At 39.5% G+C, this 21,618-nt stretch carries 14 protein-coding genes and 2 pseudogenes; 6 read left to right on the forward strand and 10 right to left on the reverse strand.

The genetic code is table 11. The annotated features are described in order from the left end of the window. The first annotated feature begins 5 nt into the window (after positions 1–5). The 4 genes from ATB74_RS17800 to ATB74_RS17815 all read left to right on the forward strand — a co-directional run bounded on the left by ATB74_RS17800 (position 6) and on the right by ATB74_RS17815 (position 4,502). Positions 6–1,748, forward strand: a complete 1,743-nt coding sequence (locus ATB74_RS17800) for a DEAD/DEAH box helicase (RefSeq protein ID WP_061019305.1) — start codon at positions 6–8, stop codon at positions 1,746–1,748. A 161-nt stretch (positions 1,749–1,909) separates the two neighbouring features. Continuing rightward, entirely contained in the window at positions 1,910–2,308 is a 399-nt protein-coding gene (locus ATB74_RS17805; protein ID WP_061019306.1) for a PepSY domain-containing protein, read from the forward strand. 27 nt (positions 2,309–2,335) lie between these two features. Further along, positions 2,336–2,995, forward strand: a complete 660-nt coding sequence (locus ATB74_RS17810) for a response regulator transcription factor (RefSeq protein ID WP_017060377.1) — start codon at positions 2,336–2,338, stop codon at positions 2,993–2,995. Between the two features lie 160 nt (positions 2,996–3,155). After that, positions 3,156–4,502: an ATP-binding protein gene (locus tag ATB74_RS17815; RefSeq protein WP_061019307.1), complete on the forward strand. Its 1,347-nt coding sequence runs from the start codon at positions 3,156–3,158 to the stop codon at positions 4,500–4,502. Between the two features lie 77 nt (positions 4,503–4,579). Here ATB74_RS17815 and ATB74_RS17820 read toward each other — a convergent pair whose 3' ends face one another. After that, the gene (locus ATB74_RS17820) at positions 4,580–5,887 is read right to left on the reverse strand and encodes an LssY C-terminal domain-containing protein (RefSeq protein WP_061019308.1); all 1,308 of its coding nucleotides are present in this window, start codon (positions 5,885–5,887) and stop codon (positions 4,580–4,582) included. Positions 5,888–5,901: 14 nt separating this feature from the next. Next, positions 5,902–6,630, reverse strand: a complete 729-nt coding sequence (locus ATB74_RS17825) for a glycosyltransferase family 2 protein (RefSeq protein WP_060982761.1) — start codon at positions 6,628–6,630, stop codon at positions 5,902–5,904. Between the two features lie 367 nt (positions 6,631–6,997). On the opposite strand from ATB74_RS17825, the gene rplY reads away from it, so the two are divergent. Further along, positions 6,998–7,276, forward strand: coding sequence for a 50S ribosomal protein L25 (gene rplY, locus ATB74_RS17830; protein WP_048658383.1), 279 nt, complete (start codon positions 6,998–7,000; stop codon positions 7,274–7,276). A 1,183-nt stretch (positions 7,277–8,459) separates the two neighbouring features. On the opposite strand, the pseudogene ATB74_RS17835 reads toward rplY, so the two are convergent. From ATB74_RS17835 to ATB74_RS17850, 5 genes and pseudogenes are all read right to left on the reverse strand, one after another. After that, a pseudogene (locus ATB74_RS17835) lies at positions 8,460–8,798 on the reverse strand (hypothetical protein). Positions 8,799–8,889: 91 nt separating this feature from the next. Then, a pseudogene (locus ATB74_RS24150) lies at positions 8,890–8,988 on the reverse strand (IS5/IS1182 family transposase); the annotation flags it as partial. 556 nt (positions 8,989–9,544) lie between these two features. Further along, positions 9,545–10,612 carry a hypothetical protein gene (locus tag ATB74_RS17840; protein ID WP_061019309.1) on the reverse strand — a complete coding sequence of 356 codons (1,068 nt, stop codon included), beginning with the start codon at positions 10,610–10,612 and terminating at the stop codon, positions 9,545–9,547. 113 nt (positions 10,613–10,725) lie between these two features. Beyond that, a complete protein-coding gene (locus ATB74_RS17845) occupies positions 10,726–11,961 on the reverse strand; it encodes an RHS repeat-associated core domain-containing protein (RefSeq protein WP_061019332.1) in 1,236 nt (411 codons plus the stop codon). 10 nt (positions 11,962–11,971) lie between these two features. Then, the gene (locus ATB74_RS17850; protein WP_061019310.1) at positions 11,972–15,754 is read right to left on the reverse strand and encodes an RHS repeat protein; all 3,783 of its coding nucleotides are present in this window, start codon (positions 15,752–15,754) and stop codon (positions 11,972–11,974) included. A gap of 462 nt (positions 15,755–16,216) precedes the next feature. On the opposite strand from ATB74_RS17850, the gene ATB74_RS24155 reads away from it, so the two are divergent. Continuing rightward, a complete protein-coding gene (locus tag ATB74_RS24155; RefSeq protein WP_151407716.1) occupies positions 16,217–16,405 on the forward strand; it encodes a helix-turn-helix domain-containing protein in 189 nt (62 codons plus the stop codon). A gap of 1,086 nt (positions 16,406–17,491) precedes the next feature. Here ATB74_RS24155 and ATB74_RS17855 read toward each other — a convergent pair. From ATB74_RS17855 to ATB74_RS17865, 3 genes are all read right to left on the reverse strand, one after another. Continuing rightward, positions 17,492–18,610, reverse strand: coding sequence for an FAD-dependent monooxygenase (locus ATB74_RS17855; RefSeq protein ID WP_061019311.1), 1,119 nt, complete (start codon positions 18,608–18,610; stop codon positions 17,492–17,494). 795 nt (positions 18,611–19,405) lie between these two features. Further along, entirely contained in the window at positions 19,406–20,602 is a 1,197-nt protein-coding gene (locus ATB74_RS17860) for an EAL domain-containing response regulator (RefSeq protein ID WP_061019312.1), read from the reverse strand. Further along, positions 20,595–21,455 (reverse strand): helix-turn-helix transcriptional regulator, encoded by an 861-nt coding sequence (locus tag ATB74_RS17865; protein ID WP_061019313.1) that lies wholly within the window; start codon positions 21,453–21,455, stop codon positions 20,595–20,597. The genes ATB74_RS17860 and ATB74_RS17865 overlap by 8 nt, the downstream gene beginning before the upstream one ends. Positions 21,456–21,618 lie beyond the last annotated feature (163 nt).

Consider the following 21,618-nt stretch of genomic DNA (forward strand, 5'->3'; position numbering starts at 1 on the left):
GCGATATGTATACACTCCGCCCGTACCAAGCTGATTCTGTAAAATCAGTGATTCATTACTTCAGAAAACACCAAACTCCGGCCGTTCTCGTGCTTCCGACGGGGGCAGGAAAAAGCCTTGTGATTGCAGAACTGGCAAGGCTTGCGAAAGGCCGTGTACTGGTACTTGCTCACGTAAAAGAGTTGGTTGAGCAGAACCATGAAAAGTATGAAGGCTACGGGTTGAAGGGTTCGATCTTCTCTGCGGGTTTAGGACGTAAAGAGACCGACCAACAAGTCGTGTTTGCTTCGGTGCAATCTGTGGTGCGAAATCTTGATTCATTCTCTAACCAATTTTCACTATTGGTGATAGATGAGTGTCACCGTGTTCCCGATGAAAAGACCAGTAGCTATCAAAAAGTAATCACTCACTTGCGTGAGAATAATTCTGGCATCAAAGTGCTTGGATTAACGGCTACCCCGTATCGTCTTGGGATGGGTTGGATTTATCAATACCACACTCGTGGGCAAGTGCGCTCGGAAGAACCAAGATTCTTCAGAGATTGTATTTTCGAGTTACCGATTCGCTACCTGCTCGACGAAGGCTTCTTAACACCAGCTCGCATGATAGATGCGCCAGTATTGAGTTATGACTTCTCACAATTAAAACCCGCGAGCACGGGTCGATACAAAGAAGCCGAACTTGATATGGTGATCGAACAATCAAAACGAGCGACACCACAGATTGTCGATCAGATTATTCACCTAGCCCAAGACAAACTAGGCATCATGGTATTCGCTGCGACCGTTCGACACGCGCAAGAGATCCTCGGCTTATTGCCAGAAGGTGAAGCTTCAATTGTGATTGGCGATACGCCGACACTAGAACGCGACCAAATAATCAGCGACTTCAAAGAACGTAAAATCAAGTTCTTGGTTAACGTATCGGTATTAACCACAGGTTTTGATGCGCCACATGTCGATTTAATCGCGATTTTGCGTCCGACAGAATCCATCAGTTTGTATCAACAAATTGTTGGCCGCGGCTTACGTTTGTCTCCCGGAAAGAAAGAGTGTTTGGTGCTCGACTACGCGGGCAACAGTTACGATCTATACCAACCTGAAGTGGGCGACCCTAAACCCGATTCAGACAGTGAGATTATCACCATCCCTTGCCCGGCGTGCGGCTTCAATAATAACTTTTGGGGCAAGTTAGACAGTAATGGCTTCTTGCTTGAGCACTTTGGTCGTAAATGCCAAGGCTACTTTACCGATGAAGACACGGGCGAACGCGAACACTGTAATTATCGCTTCCGAGCGAAATATTGTGGTGAATGTGGGGCCGATAACGACATTGCCGCGCGTATTTGTCATGAGTGCGACGCAACCTTAGTCGACCCAGACAAAAAACTTAAAGAGGCACTGAACCTAAAAGATGCTTTGGTATTCGAGTGTTTAGAAATGGACCTCAACGTGCTTAAAGACGATAAAGGTAAATCACAACTTAAAGTCACCTATCGCGGTGAAAACCAAGCGCAAGTGCATGAGTTTTGGTCATTAACCACTAAAAAGCAGAAGCAGAACTTCAAAGACCAGTTTGTTCGCCCTCACCTTGCCGACAGACACCGCCCTTTTGAAGAAGCGTCACCAACGAAAGTGGTTGCTCACCAACACAGATTCCGGCCACCTCAATTCGTGATTGCACGAAAAGTCGGACGCTTTTGGAAAATGAGAGACAAGATATTCGAAGACGAGCTTCAACAACGCTAGATATTATGTTCTTAACACTCAATGGTTAGTCAGCAGTTATAAAGTCTTTAGCCAATAAGTTTGAAGTTTTTAGGTTCAAATTCTCATTATTAATCAGGTTCACTTTCTGTTCAGAATTACTTTTTTATACTGAACGCTATCAACCTTCTCTAGGATTCGCTATGTTTAGTAAAGCTATGATTTCTTTGTTTTCTATAAGCTTAGGCTTATTTGTTTCCGCTGGTGCATGGGCTGACTCACACCATAATGGTCATGACTTAGTACAAGATGTCCATAAAGCAGGAACACGTATTGAATTTGAAGAAGATCAAGACGAAGTCTATGAAGCCGTACGAGAAGGCTACATTCGCCCTTTCTCAGAAATGTATGCAGCGGTTGAAAACGATCTTCATGGTCGAATCATTAAAGTCGAACTAGAAGAAGATGATGATATTTGGGTGTATGAGCTAAAAATTAACTTCCAAAACAACATAATCAAAGTTGAATACAACGCCGAAACGTTAGAAATGCTAAAGATTGAAGGTCGCAACTTTAAAAACGCCATTAAGCACAACGAATAATCATTACCAGAATTAAGAAGAACAATTATGAAAATTTTAGTCGTTGAAGACGAGCCTCGTTTGGGTCAACAAATTATTGAAACTTTAGAGGGTGCTGACTGGGTTCCAGAGCTTTCTCAAGATGGTATCGACGCACTCTACCGTGCAACGTCAGAAGAATGGGACGCGATTGTCCTCGATTTAGGCCTGCCTAAGCTTGATGGCCTTACCGTATTAAAAGGCATTCGAGACGAAAACATTAACACACCAGTGATTATCTTAAGTGCTCGTGACACCCTAACTCAGCGTGTTGAGGGTTTGAATGCAGGTGCAGATGATTACCTAACTAAGCCATTCGAAATGGTTGAACTTATCGCCCGTATTCGTGCTCAACTGCGCCGTGCTTCAGGCAGCGCAGCACCTATTCTTCAAATCGGCGACCTAAGCTTAGACACACGCAGTTCTAAAGTGTTGTGGCAAGGCCAAGCGGTTAGCCTTACCGCGCTGGAATATAAAGTCGTTGCATACTTCATGCATAACCAAAACAAGGTTATCTCGCGCACAGAACTGGTTGAGCACATCTACAAACAAGACTTCGACCGCGACTCGAACACGGTTGAGGTGTTTATTGGTCGAATCCGTAAGAAAATAGCACCAAAGATCATCAAAACCGTTCGTGGCCTTGGCTACCAACTGAATGCTGAATAGCCCTATATTTAATTAAACAAAAAATAGCTAGTTAAACTAAAAAATAGTTAACTTGGCTTAGAGCAATCGTCAATCAAGCACACTCACCCATTAAGTGGACAGCCTGTTCTGATCATCGCAATACGATAAGTCACGATGAGCAAAGGCAGGCTGGAAATGCATGAATCTAAAGAAACGAACACTTAAAAACATCAGTCTAAAAAGCCGCCTGCTCCTTGCTGCGGCTTTTTGGCTAGGTGCGATGATATTAGCGGCAGGAGTAGGGATTCCAAAACTGGTTAACGACTACCTCGTCGATGACATGAAACAGCAGCTTGGCTTAACCATGGATGAGTTAACCGCCAATATCGAAACCAATGACAGTGGTAACCTGATCATGGCAGAGCGTCTGTCTGATCCTAGGTTCAACCAGCCCTACAGTGGTATTTATTGGCGCGCTGCTACCCAAGATCAGATCATTCGATCTCGCTCGTTATGGGACAAAGACCTCACCATTAAGCGTTCCCCAATTCACAAGTCAGTCAAAGGGCCAGAGAAAGAAAAACTGATTTACATCGAGCAGGATATCTATCTGCCAGAGCTCACCGACCCTGTCACAATCACCATTGGTATTGATGAGGACCCATTAGAGTCGACACTGGCCGAGCTTACTGGCCAAGTTTGGCTGATTCTAATGCTCTTGTTTGTTGGCGTGCTTATGTTGATCGGAATTCAAGTCAGTTGGTCGTTATTGCCACTCAGCAAGATGCAACGTGAACTGGTAATGTTAAGAAACGGCGAGCAGCAAGGATTAAGCGATAACTACCCTAAAGAGGTTTCTCCGCTAGTTTCTGACCTCAATGCCCTACTCTTCCACTATCAAGAGTTATTAGAGCGAGCGAGAAACCATGCAGGAAATCTATCTCATGCGTTGAAAACACCGCTTTCAGTTCTAAAAAATGAGATAGAGCGACTTCCAGAGGATGACAAAGCACTGCTGCAACAGCCCATTCATCAGATTCAAAGCCAAATAGATTATCACCTTGGCCGAGCGCGTATGGCGGGTGCAATGAACATTCTTTCTGTGAAGTCTTCACCTTGCGAGCGTGTCGAAGCGATCTCAATGGCGTTTGATAAAGTGTATGCCGCCAATGAAGTCACCATGATTAACGAGCTAGACTCTGAGATTGAAGTGGCGGTAGAAAAAACCGATCTTGATGAAATGGTCGGTAACCTACTCGAAAACAGTTACAAGTGGGCGAGCAGCATTATTCGAGTCCATGCAAATGAACTCGACGATGGCAACATAGAATTGGTGATTGAAGATGATGGTCAAGGCATTCCTGAAGAGAAACTTGAGCAAGTGACCAAACGTGGCGTTCGACTCGATGAAACCACACCAGGAACAGGCTTGGGGCTTAACATCGTGAATGAAATGGCGCACAGTTACCGAGGCAGCTTAACGCTCAGCAAGAGCTCAATGGGCGGATTAAAAGCCTCTCTGGTGCTTAAAATAAGTAAAGGCTGAACAAGCTAAGTAAAAGTTAAACACAATAAGCCCTAGCGTAATGCTAGGGCTTAGTTCTATCGACCTTATATACAACTCTATATATCGTTCACAGCAACATCCAAAACTTGGGAATCATCACTCAGGGTCGTTGCTCCAATCATTAAAATTCTACCATCAGTATAATAATCATGATCTTCATCGATCACTTCCACAGTTGCCAATGGATACTTATCTAACTCAATATCCGGCAATAACGTCCGGATCTGATTAGCGAGCCTATCTCGCTCTTCATCAACATTAGGGTCAATGTTATGAAGTATGGTCACAATACCTGAGTAAGGGGTGACTTTAAGGCCATCATCATAGCTGATTGCTCCTAACCACTGAGGCTGATTAGTTTGAATATCAACACCAGCACGCCACCAGCGGATATGACTACGCTTCATCAAATTACCCGGCAATTGAAAAGCCATATCTTGCGGCTTGTCTCGCCAATACAAATCGGACACTGGCGGCGTTTTGTCTCTGAGCAATGCGAGATAACCAGCCCATTCAATCTCATTTCTAGAAAAGGTTAGATTCTCTACCCAACCTAATTGCTGCATTAAATCTCTTGGGGTTGATCCAACATAAATCACGTTGATCGCTTGTGCTGAATAGAATGACGATTTCCCTGGGAATGCTTTATAGGATACCGAATTCCAGTCTACTTTGTTTATTTGAGCCGTCTCTTGTTGATTCTGAAAATCATCCGCTTTCCAGAAAAAGTGGGCGTAGTTCGCAAACAATATCCACGCTAACAACAGCGCACTCGACTTAAGAACCAAGCGTCGCCACTTCATTCGATAACCAATAATAGTGAAAACCAATACCGCGAACACACCGACGATCAAACTATTATGCTCAGAGATAAATATCTTAAGGCTATTAAGCCACGGAAAGTTTTCAACGCCGTGCGCCAATAACATACCCCAAGCAATGAACTGCCCTCCACCAAGGGCCAAGCCGATAAACGCCAACACACTGAAATTGCGCCACGGTACACGATGCGAACCCGCTATAAATGGCACTACCCAAGCGATAGGCCCTAATAAGCGAGCAAAAAGAATGATGTATGTACCTTTACGAGCAACCAAATAGCGGCAGCGCGCAATTAGTCTCTTGGTTTTAGGGCGAAACTTAATAAGCCTTCGTTGCGCCTTAGCACCGTATCTATAACCAATGAAATAACTGAGTTGGTCGCCAAGCAAACCACCTAGCATTACCAAAACCAACGCCATCCATGCACCTGAATACAGTTGAAAGCCCGCTGCGATAAAAAAGGGCTCTCCCGGTACAAATAGGTTTGGGCCAATGAGAGCATCACCTAATGCTCCCAGAAACAGCCCTAGTCCATCAAACATAACAACCTCAATGCTTACTGTTCTTTGTAGTGACCAAACTTGTAGTTCATCTCGTTGTTACGCATTTCGCCTTTAAAGAAGCGTCTTACATTGGCTTTAAGATAAGTAGAGCCTGTCTTCACAACGCCATCTTGATCTAATCGACGTGGGTCAAACCCAAAAGTCATATTTAGGAACCTAAAGCGCCATGTCTTACTTGCACGTTTGACGTAGTCACAATCTTCACACAGTACGATCTCTTCATCGAAACCGCCGATTTCTTCATGTGCTCGTTTCGTCGAGAAAATACACGCGCCAATCGCCGTAGGGAAAAAGAACTGGGTAGTAAACAGGCCTGCGTTAAATAGCCCGTAACCAAACTTGTGCACAAGCGGCAAACCTTTCGAACTCATGTACACACCTGCAACCTCAAGCTTGTTCTCTTCTAGTTCATAAAGCGCTTTTGCAAGGAAGTTTCGAGGCAAGCTCACATCGGCATCTAAAAAAAGAATTCTGTTGTACTGCGCCAATGCTGCTCCTGTGTTTCGGCCAAGGCTCACACCACGGTTTTCCATATGATGAACAGTCAATTTTGGCAAAGCGTTTTCATAAGCTTGTGCCACTTCTCTGGTGTTGTCTTCACTGTTTGAGTCGACAACAATCACTTCAAACTCTTGGTGGGTTTGCACGCTCAACTCTTCCATTAAGCGGCTAATGCGTTTCTCTTCGTTTAGCGTAATTACGACAATGCTTACCGGTTCCATATTTTCACCTATTCATTCTGCTGTTTAATTAACACTAAGATTAACGAACTAAGCCTTAACCAAGTCTTAGGCAAACATTCATTTTCCGTTCATTAACTTGATGATTTAGCGGTGATATAAATAGATAAGAATGGCGATGTAAAAGGGGTTAAAATGCACTAAACAAGCGTTAGCGAACGTTTTATCTCCAAACGAACCCATTATTGAAGGAAATTCACTTTGAGGTGGGCTTCTGACTTGCTCATATTGGAATGTGATGTTAGTATCCGCGCTCGCTTAAGCATGAACTTTTATGTTTAAGCATTACCACACACTCAAGGTCGCATTGAGGTGTGAAGTTAATTTTTACTAATTTGAGAGTAAAACTATGAAATTTGAAGCAGTAGTACGTACTGAACTAGGTAAAGGTGCGAGCCGCCGCCTACGTCACGCTGGTAAATTCCCAGCTGTAATCTACGGTGGCGAAGCTGAAGCTGTAGCTATCGAACTTGTTCACGCTGAAGTGATCAACCAAATGGATAAGCCTGAATTCTACGAAGCAATCACTCTACTGATTGACGGCGCAGAAGTTAAGGTTAAGCCACAAGACGTTCAACGTCACGCGTTCAAGCCAAAAGTTGAGCACATGGACTTCATCCGTATCTAATTCCCTACCAAGGAATAAGATTGGATTAATCCAGCCTTCTGCATAGAAAAGATAATCGATCTTACCAGTCGAGAAATCTAGAAATTCGAAACCCCGATGCTACCAACATCGGGGTTTCACCGTTTTTGAGCCATCAAAAACGTCGTAAATCTCGCGCAATACACTGAAAATAATCAAGTTTCCTCTTCCCCACTTTATCCCGTTCTTGCTTGGGTGGATTAAGGGTGGACGAAAGGTGGACTTATACAGTAGTTTTTCTAACAGTAAGACTAGACCGCTTTTTCGCTAGGTTCAACACACTACTCAAACAAAAAGACAAAACCGACTAGCATCTAGAATGTTACTTGTATGGCCTTGTACGCACTTCAAAACGAATATCGTCATCAATAATGGGACGACTCCTTTGGCATAACTAAAAATCGCTGAGAGCCGCCTAATTACATTCCTGTGTATTGGACAAGACGTTACCACCGCGTAATACACTCTAGGCTAATCAAACAACACTGAAAGGCGATCAAGAAAACACTTCTGGCCTTTCGTTCATTCTTAACACCATCTTCCAATCCAACCCTTCAACTCTCATTTAATGACATAACACGCCAGAACTAGCCATTAGCAAGTAAACCTACTCATCCAGTATTAAGAACTTTAAAGGCCTATAGGCACTCACTGATCCGCACACTCACTTTCAAAACATAACACTCGGCTTCTCTGGCCAAAAATCATGGATTCGGAATCCGAATAACAACTCGAACACACATACAAAACCATAAATATTAAAGCATTTGGGGCCAAGAATTTGTGATGGTGGGGCTCTGGTCGCATCACAAGCATAAACTCCCGCAAACCCCACCCTCGCGCACTCTAGGTGACACTTTCAGTTCACCTAGAGTGCACGGATTTAAAGAGCTAGGGAGAGATTTTATTGACAAAGTAACGTTGACACTTTTTTGGAAGAAATCTCAATCCAAATTCTAGTGCTAATTATTAAAAATAAACGGCGTTTTGAAGGAGAAAAAAACGAGTAACTCTAAGATTTTCAATACAACTCGTATAATAAAACTCGTATAAGTGAGGTTGCCGAGGCAAAATTGTAGCGGATATCCGAATTCGCGAATAAAAAGGAGGAATATTGAGATGGTTGCAGTTATGAAAAAGAAGCGGCCTGATTAGCCAAACTTCCTTAGGCTCTTCTTTCTAGAATACTCGTAATGTCTTTTTTGAGTTCCTCTGAAAGGCGTTCGAATTGTTCTGGTGCAACCAAGCCTTCCGCACATATTTACATGAGCTGGATAAATGCACGGCTTCGAGAGTGGCCATCAAAGATAGACTTCATTTGCTTTTGAGATTCTTTAGAGTGCTGACACATAAAGTTGAACCTTTCCCCTACAGGCTCTGATTCATCAGTAATCGTTTTGATAGCTTCATCTAGTTGACGAGCACAAAACACTTTCGCTGCTTCACTCTTTATTTCGCAAAAAACTTTCCAATCAGACTCTTTGATATTCGTACCAACCTCCATAAAGTGTAACTTCTTAGGGTATAACATTACTGCACATATAGGACGGGAGCGACACGATTACCCAAGAGTAAACCAGAGCGCTGTCGTGATAGCTGAATCGACGTGGCCTACCGAGCTTGTTTTGTTTGCTTCGCACCCGACCACTTATCGCTTCTTGATCAATCCAAAAGGTCATAGAGCCACGGTTAATGAGTGATGGGTTGTATTGCTTACAAGAAACATTACATAAAGTACATTGTGCGTTCGATTAATATCAGCGTGAGTTTGTTTTACAACAGAGAGTTATCAGATCATATTTTTAACAAGGAGCCACACTCTGATGTCTACGTAGCTTTGTTGCGTAATTAAATTTAGAGATAGAGCCACACCATTTTGTATATTTCTTAGTCAATACGACACGTTTCAGGCATACCTAACCCAGTAAGCTTGTTTAACGCTTTTATCATCGCGTAAGCACAGGATAGATCGCCTTCACTAATCCACAACTAAAGTTGAGGTTATTTCCAGAGGTAATAAACCAATGGTCAACTCACTTACTAACTCAGTAACCTTCAAATTCATTACCTTAAAAAAAAACCGTTCACTCTTAAGTGAACGGTATTAATCATTATTAAATACTAATTACAAAAACAGCTTTATCATATAACACTTAGTTAAAATATTTATCCTTTATTACATCAGGCGTAATAAATAATAAACTCATAACTAGTCTGGCAACAAATCTATAGTAAAAATATCCAACTAACCTACATATCCGAAATACAAATCTTACCGATGAAAGAACTACTATCATCATCACAATCAAAGAATTTTATAGTACTTTCATTACCATACTCATCAAAAAATGTAACAGAATTAGTGATTAATTCGCCACCGAGTCCATAAGTAGGATAATTTGCATTAAGGGTCGCGACTTGGCGATAAATATTAATTCCATCCCCTTCAGCATCAATATATTTAAACTTATAACCTTTATCAACTAAAATATGGGAAAAATAATGTACTTTGGGCTCCCCCGCAATAATATAACTGTTAGAAATATAAGTAAAACTCCCAATTCGATCTTTTTCCTTTCCTTTATTATAGTTAACTATCTTTGGTAACTCATCTTTTAATTCTAAAGTTGCTGTAGATTTACCTTCAAATGAGAAATTACCATCATCATCTAAAACTATAAAGTTACCAACTTTAGTATCTTCCGTGCTCCATTTTATATTAGAATCCTTAAAATCATCGGCTTTCCATACTAACGGCCTGTAAGTCTTTACATTAATTGAATAATCGTTAGTCTGTTCAGAACAAGTATCGTCAGTCTCACCTGACGTCAAAGTTATTTCAACACAAATATCTATATCCAAGCCGGCTTCATCATTACTAACTCGAATATATCGTTCAATAAACCTCTCTTTACTGTTTTTAACCAAACTCAACAAATCAATATTATCTTTACTTTCTCTTGATTGGGAATACAAACCAGGTTTATAGCCATTCTTCTCTCTTTCAACAGTAATACCAAAACTACTCAAAGGGAGACGAGTTCTCGACTCAAGCAAACGTAAAGATTCAACTTCATTTCCTTCCGCTATATCATAGAAAATAATCGCTCGAACCTGAGCTCGATTATTAGCATAAACTTTTCCTTCTTGAGTGATAATAGACAAACTATTTATAGCAATATCTGGAGGCACTGGCGGACCAGAATGAGTTCCCGTTTCCCAGTGCCAATCACCGTTTGGTGGTAAAGAAATAGCAAAAGCATTCGGTAACACGAATGTTGACAACAAAAAAGCAGATATTAATCTTATATTTTTCATAGGTAACCCTTATTTATTAATTACGACTTATTTTAATTATTTCACTTTATAAAACTAATTATTTAGTAGTCATCGTAAACCTCCCCACTATCTAAACATGCCCTTTATCACGTTTAATCTGAACCAATAAGAAGCCCATCACCAATAGTTTCACCAACAAAACGGGAATAAAAACCTTGTCTTTGATTAATACCTTGTTGTAATGCATTAATTACTTGAGGTGAATGGGCTGCAGAATTCGACACAAAAACAGAAGAAGATTGAATAACCTCTGAATCACTTGAGATACTGTTGCCTTTTGTTTGAGCAATAATTTGATCTGTGATTGACCAAGGATCTCTGATAACAGAGAGGGCTCGAGCAGACCAATCTAACCTCATATCAAGTTTTTGTTCTGATTTAATCCAACTATACTTTGTTTTACCAAACGATTTTCCAGTAAATGAGGTCACCATTTTAGGTTCCCAACTATCGATCGAGTTAATTATCCCTTTAGATAACCCACCACCAAATTTAATAATTGAACCCCACAATTTAAGCTTTTTATCGTCTTGTACCGTTGCAGTCATCACAAGTGAAGAACCAATAACTCCGACCATATCAGCTGATAAACCTACAAATTTTATTTTAGGAGCTTGAGATATTTGTCCCAATATATTTTTATTAGAAAAGCCTGTAATTTTAATAAATTTTTTAGATCCCCATGCTTGGTTCGCAAAAGACACCCCACTCCCAGACCTAATAGTTGAGGCAATACCACTTACTCCTCCAACTATTGCTCCGCCTAAAAAGAGGGCCGAAGAAGCAATGCTTAATGCCTTTGTTGCAGGGCTTGAACTATCATCAATAGCCGCCACCGTCATATCTAAAGCGCTGCCAACAGCCCCTAATACACCTCCAAGTACACCTGATGCAATAGCAAGTGTTGCTCCTCCTGTAACAACGGCCGAAACTGCAACGGCGACACTGAGCATAAAGCCAAACAAACCAAAGAAAAAACCTCTAAAATTAAATTCTCCCGTAGGATCAAATTGATTAATTGGATCATTAACACAATAACTATATCCATTAATCCCCCCTTTCCCATGAGGCGATTCTAAGATATCAAATTGCAAAAAACTCTGTGAGAGTGGATCATATACGCGATAGCCATTGCCTGTATGATAAAGTCCTATATGGGTATCTAAACGGTGTCCATGATAGCCAAATTGTCCTAAATCAATAGATAAAGGGAGCGCTTTGTCAAATACCATTGCATTCACAGGAAACGCTTTGTATGACCACAATGTCGCCCCGCTAACACAAGCTGTTTGTTTTAAAAAATCACGTCGAGATAAATTTTTCAACATTGAATTATCCTCATCCAAAAGGTAGATATGATGAGCTAGTATCAATTACCTGCTCCCTAGTAGAACCTAAGTTACTGTTCGTTCCGTCAAGGTACCTATAACTTGCTTTAATACCTTTCAAATCTGTACTAATGGTCAGTGCGTTACCACTGTGCGCCCCTGAGAAAGCCATTGATTCATTGGCCCTCATGATTGCAACTAGCTCATCATGGTGATAATAAAGTTGGGCAATATTCCCTAATGCATCAACGGAAACACTTTGCATTCCAATCGCATCGTAGTGGTACGTGCGTATTACTTTTTCTTGAGCATCTCGTATCTCAGACAACTGGCCATAATTGTTATAGCTGAGTTGATAGTCTCTCTGCGATAAATTCACTCGATTACCAAGTGCATCGTATTCAAAAGATTGGTTGGAAAAATCCCTATGAGTATTGTAAATATTGAGTAATCGAGTCGGCATATCAGTATCGAATATTCGACTTTCAGTATTCACAACTCCATTTTGATACTGTGTGGTTAAATCCGTAATATTGTCAAAATGGTCATAATAAAACTGCTGCTTTACGACTTCTCTTCCCACGACATCTTTCGGCGGGCTCACTCCTTCGCTTACAAACTCAGTAATTCGGCCAAGTTGGTCATAATCAAACGTTTCTGTTTGAACAGCTCCATTAATTGTGGTTTTTCGCTCGATAATCCGCATAGACTGGTCATAGGAAAGTTCCATTTTTAACGTCTCTTGACCATTACGAACCCAACGACGGCTACTTTCCATATCATTAATCCCGTAGCCCAAATACATCTCTATTTGATCATTCCCATCCTCATAATGCTGCGAGATAAGTCGATCAAATTGATCATAACTAAGATCAATGACTGCTGTTGCATCGCGACTTCCAAAGACAAGTTGTTGGACACGGCCAAAGTCATCATAAGTAAGTGCTTTCGTGTTTCCGGTAAAATCGCGCATAGACAACAACAACCCTTTTGCTGAATATGAAAACGTGGCGTTTTCTGTTGTCGCACCTAAGCTTGTCACCGTTTTTTTACTTGGATTTCCAAATGCATCATACTCATATTGACTGCTTGTCATTGATGCCATATCACTTACAACTAACCCACGTTTGTTATAATTAAAGCTTCGCGTTGAGGATGAATCATTACTAATTTCTTGCTTTGTAACTAACCCAAGCACTGGATGATACGTGTATGTCGCCGAATGGCCATTTGGCAGAACGACGCTTTGATAGCGGTTTGAATCATCATAATCTTTGTACTGATAACGCAACCCATTCATTTGCCTTTCAATCAAACGGCCAAAGTCATCGTATTGATTACTAATAATGGTCGTATGGGTATTTTCATTATCACCCAATAGCCCCTCTCGAGTATGAAGCGTTAGACTTTCTTCTTTGGTTCTTTTGTCATAGCTCATTCTATCGACAAATGACTCTGAAGCGTTCTTACCCACAAAGCGAGTTTCTTTTTCTATCACACGATCAAATGCATCATATTTAAATTCGATTACCGCACCACGACTTGTTTCTGTTCGAATTAAACGGTTTGTTAGATCATATTGATAAGGAATTTGATAGAGAAGTTGGTCTGCTCGATCAAAATATTGCTCTAAAATCGTATTACCCCACGCGTCTTGATGAGAAATAACGCGCCCTTTTCCTTCAATGCCTTTCGTATGGGTGCGAGATGCATAATCAAATTGGTTTATTTCTACCGCTCCAGAGGGATAGATAGTGCGATTAATGTGACCATACAAATCATATTCATAACGCGTTGTTAACTCTAATGATCTCGTACCAAGGTTATCGTATTGCGTTGTCGAAATCTTCTGGCCAAACCCATCATACTGATTGGTGTAAGCTAATATGGTTGTACTATCAATTCTTGTGGCCATTGAAAGGACATGACCATTAGCACTGTAAGTTTGAACGGTAGTTTCCCCCTCAGAATCTTCAATATTTAAAACATAATTGTCACTATCAATGTAGCTCTGATACGTTTTTTCAGAATAAAGGCTATTCGATTTAAATAAGCGCTCTTTGTTTATTTGATTCAACTCATCGTAATTAACTTCAACTTCTACACCTTCTGATTCTTTTTTATAAATAAGTTGGCTATCCACAAAATCATAATGTTCAGTATTAGAATAATGTAATGACCCATTTTCAGTGAGTACTTGGTAAACAAGATGATCCTGCTTAAAGTCATACGTGTAGGAATAACACATCGGAGTCGTACCAGAAACCACAGAAGATTCCTCTCGTTTCTTCCCGTAAACTTCAATATCTTGACGATTTTCATAAAACTGATAATTAGTTTTCTGCCCGTTAATCTCTTCTGTCTTCAGAACGTAAAAAACATGGTCATCTAATAACGAAGGTAATGTCTTATAGGTAAATTCCTTTTTATGTACTACATTTCTTCCTCTATCTAAAATACTTTGTGATAAGGGAATGTTTTTAAATTTATTCTGTGAACTTAGCTCATATTCACTAATTGTCGTTATTCCACGCTCATCAGTGTGTTCTATATTATTGCCCCATTGATCAAACTGATAAAATTCCAAACTTTTACTCGTTGAAGATGCATTAAAAAATGAAACGTCTTTCTTTTTTAAAAAAGTATATTGAGGAATCTGATATTCAATACCAACAGCATTATTTGCATAATACTCATAATTTACTTCTTGGTATAACACCCCTTTTGAAAGATAACGTTCTTGTTCAACTAAGTGGTATTTGGTATATATTTTTTGGATTTCAATCTCATTATCGATAGTTTCTATTGCAGAGTATTTATAATCTTGGGCTGCTTTAAAAAGCGTATCTTCCCCTGCTATATAAGCTCTATCACTAGCAAATCCAAGATAATTTTTATCTGAATAAGTATAAGTATGTGTTCGAATAGGTAATGCACTTCCTTGAGATACAATCATCTTCGTAACTTGTGGCACATACTTAGTTGGCGCGCCATCAGGCATTAAAAAACCGCGTTCATAATATGTAACCTCTTCTGAATATCCTGCTGGATAAGTTGTTTTTAGCAATAAATCCATCCCTATTTCATTGAACCATGAATATTCAAATTGAAAATACAGATCTTCTCTGTTGGGTAATGTCGCATACGCTAAACGTTTAAAGTCACCACCGCTTATTTTTCTAATTGTCGATGACTTAATCAAAGAGCCTTTGTTATATAAGGAAATTTCTGTCAGCCATTCATCTGACCATGTATCAATATTTATGCTTAATCCAAAACTATCTTCAACCTTATACAAGGTTCTTTGGAAATTATAATTTGTGTATGAAAAGCGAAGCTGGTGGCCTTTTGCACTGTATAGTCGATTCAGAGTGCCTTCCTTCCAGTCGATAAATTCGATCTCTCCAGAGGCATTAATGACCTTTATTTCACCTTGTTCAGTCCCAGGTGTAGAGACATAATGAATGCTGACATCTTTTAACTTACGGTATGGTGTTACATACTCATTCTCTGTTGAATTCCATTCAATTTTGAATTGTTGACCATTTCTCAAACTCAATACTGAATTTACATTATCAAAAGAACTAAGTGGTAATGACCAACCTCGCCCAAAGCCAATATCAGTAAAATTATTTATATTATAACCAACAGTTAAATCAAAATAAGGACCATTAAGGCGGTTACCAATTATCGATAATAGTTTTATTTGAGCAGAATAACTTCCCGTTCTATTATCAACACCTGAGTTAATGAAGTCTGGAAAATTATAGGCATTGCTTGTCAAGTTTGTCATAAAATACCAACCTAGATTACATTTTTAAATCAGTTCACCTCAACATTTTCACTGTTAATCTTATTGCTATTCAACAAACTCTAACTGCGCAATGCGGTGATGTGCAGACAGTCGCATTGAAATCAATCGCTTAACATGGCAGTTTATTAAAACTTTTATAGCAAGAGCCTATAATTGCCAATAATAATCCACTGCTAAGTACAGTGGTAATAGCAAAATCACTGAAATTACATGGACTACTACCGCATTGCTTTTGTTACTTTATGCTCCGGCTTATCACATAGGCTTTGTTGCGTAATTCAGTGGGACTAAATCCAGAACCCACGATTTGATCAGCTACATACAACCCCTCTTAGGCACATATCCAAACCTCGTTACAAAACAACCAATTGGAAGCACTACAACCAATCACTCAGTAACCGGAGTTATCCGACCTTTTAGATTGATGTAGAAGTGGTATGCATGAAAAAGAGGCGTAAAGCACAAAGTGGTAAGGTTCCAGTTAATGCTGACCAGAAGCGTACCTACAGAGAAACCACCGAAGCGATGGGTATTCGAAGAACAACGTTGGAAAGCTGGGTGAGGCAACTCAGAGCCGAAAGAGCACGAAAGTTACCAAACGCTTCTCCAATCATCTGGGATCACAGATAAATCCGTGACCTTAAAAAGAAACTCAAACAGAGTTATATATTGAAACGGCTTTGTGAAATGTTGGGTACACCGCAGTAATTATCATTATTGGGTGAATAATTGTAAGCCACTGTGGTCAGAGTGTGTAATGGTAGGTTCCGAAATTCATCGAGTTCATGAGCTTTCCATTGTTCCGCCAGGGCGAGAAGCATTAATGACTAGTGACAGCAACGACCATTCCACATAGTCATTATCGAGCGAGTAACTTCCTGAATGAGCTGGACCTAGTTGTCAGCGACCAAAACACATATATAGACAGCTAGAACATGCTCTTATACCTAACATACTAAACCGTCAGTTCGCTGTAACTGTCCCAAATCAAGTTTGGTGTAGCGATATGGCCTAGACATTAACAGGGTGGCGCACTGAATAGAGAGGCGTTAACCATGACTAATTCCAGCCGAGGAGGGGGTATCTTCGGTGATGTTCCACTCGGACCAAGATTACAACTATACGAGTAAGAAATATTGCCAGAATCTGTAGAGATATTGGATATCGATTCAGCCGTCGAGGTATCTGCTGGGATTAACAGCCCTAGGGAGCGAGTCGTTAGGAGCTTAAACAGTGAATAAGTACCAACGAATAGCTATAAAAGTTTTAGAAGGAGCATCAGGCAATAATAGAATCTAGTTGGCTATTACAATCAGCATCGTTCACGCCAATACAATGGTGGATTAACACATAATGAGTCAGAGAGACAGCGCTCGTTTACCCATAAAGTCGTGGCAGTTTAACTTAATGACTTCAGCCGCCGAATCAGTAAAAAAGCATGATGAATATAGCCCTCTCTCAACCTTAATATACAAAACGCCAGATGAAGTACATCGGACGTTTTTGTCCATTAATCATCGACTCACATAAGGATGGGCGAGCACTTACTCCGTTATTATAAAACTCTTCTCAATTATAATGTCAGCCTATACTCCAACAGCCAAATTAAATGTTTTTTGGTTAATATATTAGCCCGAATATTTGTTAAACCATCAATAATTACAGGTATTGAAAGTGTGTGTGGGGGGGAGACTAGCAAAAATAGTCCTGACTCATTCAAAGTTCCTTCAATAATTTGCACCAACTCACTACATTTGCAGGCCCTTTTAAACGAATCATATTGTTGCGAATTAATCGGCCTATCGGCGAACGTCCTAGTGTCGCTAATTTAATGATTTTATTTGATTCGTTAACAACCCATGCAACTCTCTCAGACCTGATTTTTTTATAATTATCTAACGCAACCTCTAAAGGTGAATGTTCCAAATTGTCTGCTAAACAATTAATGTCTTCTAAAGACATGCCAACACCCTGTTGTAAACTTGGCGGACAACCATGAAGTGCATCTCCAACCAGTACAACTCGATCAAATACAGAATCGGTATTTTGCACACTCTTTAGTTGTCCCCGTACAATTTTTTGCTCTTCATTTAACCCTTTTACACATTGCGCAACAGGAGTGTCATAGTTCTCGAAAATACTTGTTATAGCCTCAATGCTTGGCTTACTTGAAAACTCACCATTTTCATCGTTTATTTGACCATAACAATACACTTCACTCTCACTTATTGGGTATATCATGAACGCAGAGTCATGCCCTATATAATAGATGGGCTGAAAGCCTGGCTTTGGTTTTTGAGCAATAAATCGCCAGTTCGTGATTTGGTGGGATCGAAGTGGTACATCAGGTTGAACCATTTCTCTTACTCCAGAACGAATACCATCAGCGGCCACTACCAAATCATATTCTTGAGTTTCACCAGAATTAAGGGTTACAACAGCTTTTGTACTATTCTGGTTAATTTTTATGGGCCAAGTATTTAACTGTATTTCATCGAGCATTCCTTCTCGTAAAACGGACATTAAGTCGTCTTTTTTTAACGCTACAAAGGGGGCTATATTGAGCGGCGCTTTGTGTAATGAAGCAACTGCCAATGTTTTTCCTGATGAGAGAGCATATTCAACTTGATCAACTTGAAATGCGTACTGTGTAACTTGATCACTCAAATCTAAATATTTAAGCTCAAGCATTGCATTAGCAGGCAAGCAAATTGCGATACCTTCACTTTCTAATGTTGATGACTTTTCTATGATGTCAACACTCAAATTTTGTGATCTTAAGCGTCGATATAATGCACACCCCGCAATCCCAGCACCAACTATTAATATACGCATTTAATTTCCCCTTTATTAGACAATGTATACGACTTTGATTCATAGGGATTATTAGTCCTCTAAAGAATGCCTAGATACTACTTATTTAGTTCATTTTAGCCTCACAGAATTTCTGCAGCGATTTCTGTTAAAAACTATAAAGGTGGTGACCAATTATCGATAATGGTTTTATTTTAACAGAATAACTTCCCACTCTATTATCAACACCTAAGTTAATAAAGTTTGAAAAGTTATTGGTATTGTTTGTCAAGTTTGACATAAAATACCAATCTAGATTACGTTTTATATAAATTAATCTCAGAATTTTCACTATTGCCTTTATGACTGAACAATAAAATCAAACTATGATACTAGTTACACACTAGCACCATAGCCAACTGCTTAACATGGCATTTTATCAACCATTCGACTGAATACGCCTAATAGCCTGTAATAGTAAGCCACTGTTAAGTAGTGTAATAATAGTTAAATCACTGAAATTCGCTGGACTACCGTGCTGAATTTGTTGGTTCACGCTATGGTATCTTCATCACCCCCAATCCAAAGGTCAGAGAACTACGCTTAATGAGTGATTATTTTTTGTAATAAGGCTTAACCATCAGGCTACTTGAGGTAGCGAATATAAATATTTGTATCGCAGATTATTGATTTAGTTCTATATAATTATGTAACAAAGCCTTTACAGTAAACAAAATGCAAGAACAAGCCAGTAACATGCATTACTGGCTTACTAAAAATTGTCAACGTATTTTAAGACGAGACACTCTCGTGTTTCCTAGTCGAGGGGTATCAAGTTTATTTTAGAAAATCGTACGCGACATGAGCTAACTCTTTTTGCTCTGCGAGCATCTCAACCACAATTTCTGGTAGTGATGGAACCCCATGAAGAAAACCTTGCTGGTTAAAGCCGCCTTGAGCTTCCAGAAACGCACAGGTGTCTTTGTTTTCAACACCCTCATAGATAATACGCGCGTTTTTAACCGAAACGAGCTTCTTAACTTCGTCGAGCTTCTGTATATAATCAATGTTGTGACAAAGTCCCCATGTAATAGTTTTATCTATCTTTATCTCACTAATAGGAAATTTGATAATACGTTCAATATTCGATGCTTCCATCCCAAAGTCATCTATAGAGATCTCAAAACCCTTCAACCTAAGTCGTAAAATATTGGCCAACAATTCATTTTCAATATTGCCTGAAAGACCCTTTTCAGTCAGCTCTACAACGATAGTATGCTCAATACCCTGCTGATAGATATCAAGTAGGTTATCGACAACAGATTCGTCAATCAACAAATTAGGATCGATGTTAATTGAGAACCTCAACGATTGATCCAGTTCACTGAAATGAAGGTGATAATCCTGAATGAATTTATTTATCACGATATTGGTAAAAACCTTTTGCTTTCCTAGCTCTTCAATTACTGGCAAAAAATAGCTCGGTGGAAGTAAGGCCCCTTTTTTATCAGACCATCGTGACAACACTTCAAACCCCGAAATTACATCTATATCCGAAACAACTTGCGGCTGATAAACTAGGTTTATGGGAAAATCGTCATCGATGATTGTCACACGATGACCAAAGCTAGGCTCACCTTGAATTATGGTTTCAACCGCAAGTGTTTTATCAACCAACTCACTTATTTGGTTAGCCCAAATAGGCTTTTCTAATGAAGCGACAACATTTAACTCATAGAGTTTCCCAAGCATACTCACCGAGCTAACAATGGATTTATCCAAACCTGAAGTAATGATTATTTTAGACTCAATATTTTGTTGAGACATCATACTCAAGAGTTCAAATCCATCGCCATTGGGCATCATGATGTCCATAATCACCAAATCAAATGATGCGTTTTGCATTTTTCTCATTGCATCGAACGCATGTTCTGCAAACTGTATGGATGTTTTTTTATTAGATAAAGAGACCGCATTTTTAATAACTTCTCTAGATAGTTCAACATCGTCAACAATCAATACTGTGTTATTCATCCTCTTCACCTTTATAGTTTGCAATAATATTCATCCAAGAGCGTTGCGATTTTATCGTCTTTGAATTCAAGTTCATGACCTTCATTGATCTATCGTCACTTCTTACACTTCGATACTCACAGCCCAATGAAAAGAACAGGTCAAAAATCCTCTTGTTTTTCAGTAGTATATAAAGCTCTTTATCGGGGTTTAAACTTTGTAGATACTTGTACGCCTCTCTGCCCATTGTATCTGTAAATGACGAATAATGAGTACAGTTAAAAGTAACAACTAAATGTGCTTTATCTTCTTTAGATACTAAGACTTGCTCAAAAAAATCTGCTGCAAGTTTATAGTTAGCACTTAATAAGTGTCCGATCAATTGCCCATTAACCGTGACGAGCGTTAACTCTCCAGAATATTGATTTATTATTTTTTCAATAATTGCCTTTCGACTCAGACCTAATTTTTTTAAGTTACTAAGTAGAACGTTATCTTCATATTCAAAGATGACATCAATTAATTTTTCTATTTTTCCAAGAAAAAATGAATTATTTGAGTTGATCGTCGTAACTTGCGTTTGAACGTACATATCCATGTCAATATACCCGTTGTTATTAAATTTATTCGTTAACCCTGTGAGAACTGTTTGTGAGTCGTTTGCTTCCCAAACATCAAATATGTTGACTCCCACGAGATCCAGTAATTCGTTTTGACGCTTTAAGTGGGGAGTTGTTACTCCCCTTTCCCAGCGGCTTAGAGTCACAACATCTAGATTATTAAAGTTAGAGTTACTTTTTTGAATCGCATCAACAAAATTAGTTTGTGACAAACCATTGTTAACACGAAACGTGCGGATAATATTTCCAAACATAGTTTTACTTTCTTATTCGTTATTGTGATTTAGCTTATTTTTAATTAAATATGAACAAAAGCTAAGGGCAAGTAGTGATTGAATAATTTTAAAATGCCAAGTCACACTCAGCACTTATTGGGAGATGGTTATTTTCATAACAGTTTGAGAATTGCCTTTGATG

The organism is Vibrio splendidus (genome assembly GCF_001557875.1).
GTDB classification, from domain to species: domain Bacteria; phylum Pseudomonadota; class Gammaproteobacteria; order Enterobacterales; family Vibrionaceae; genus Vibrio; species Vibrio splendidus_F.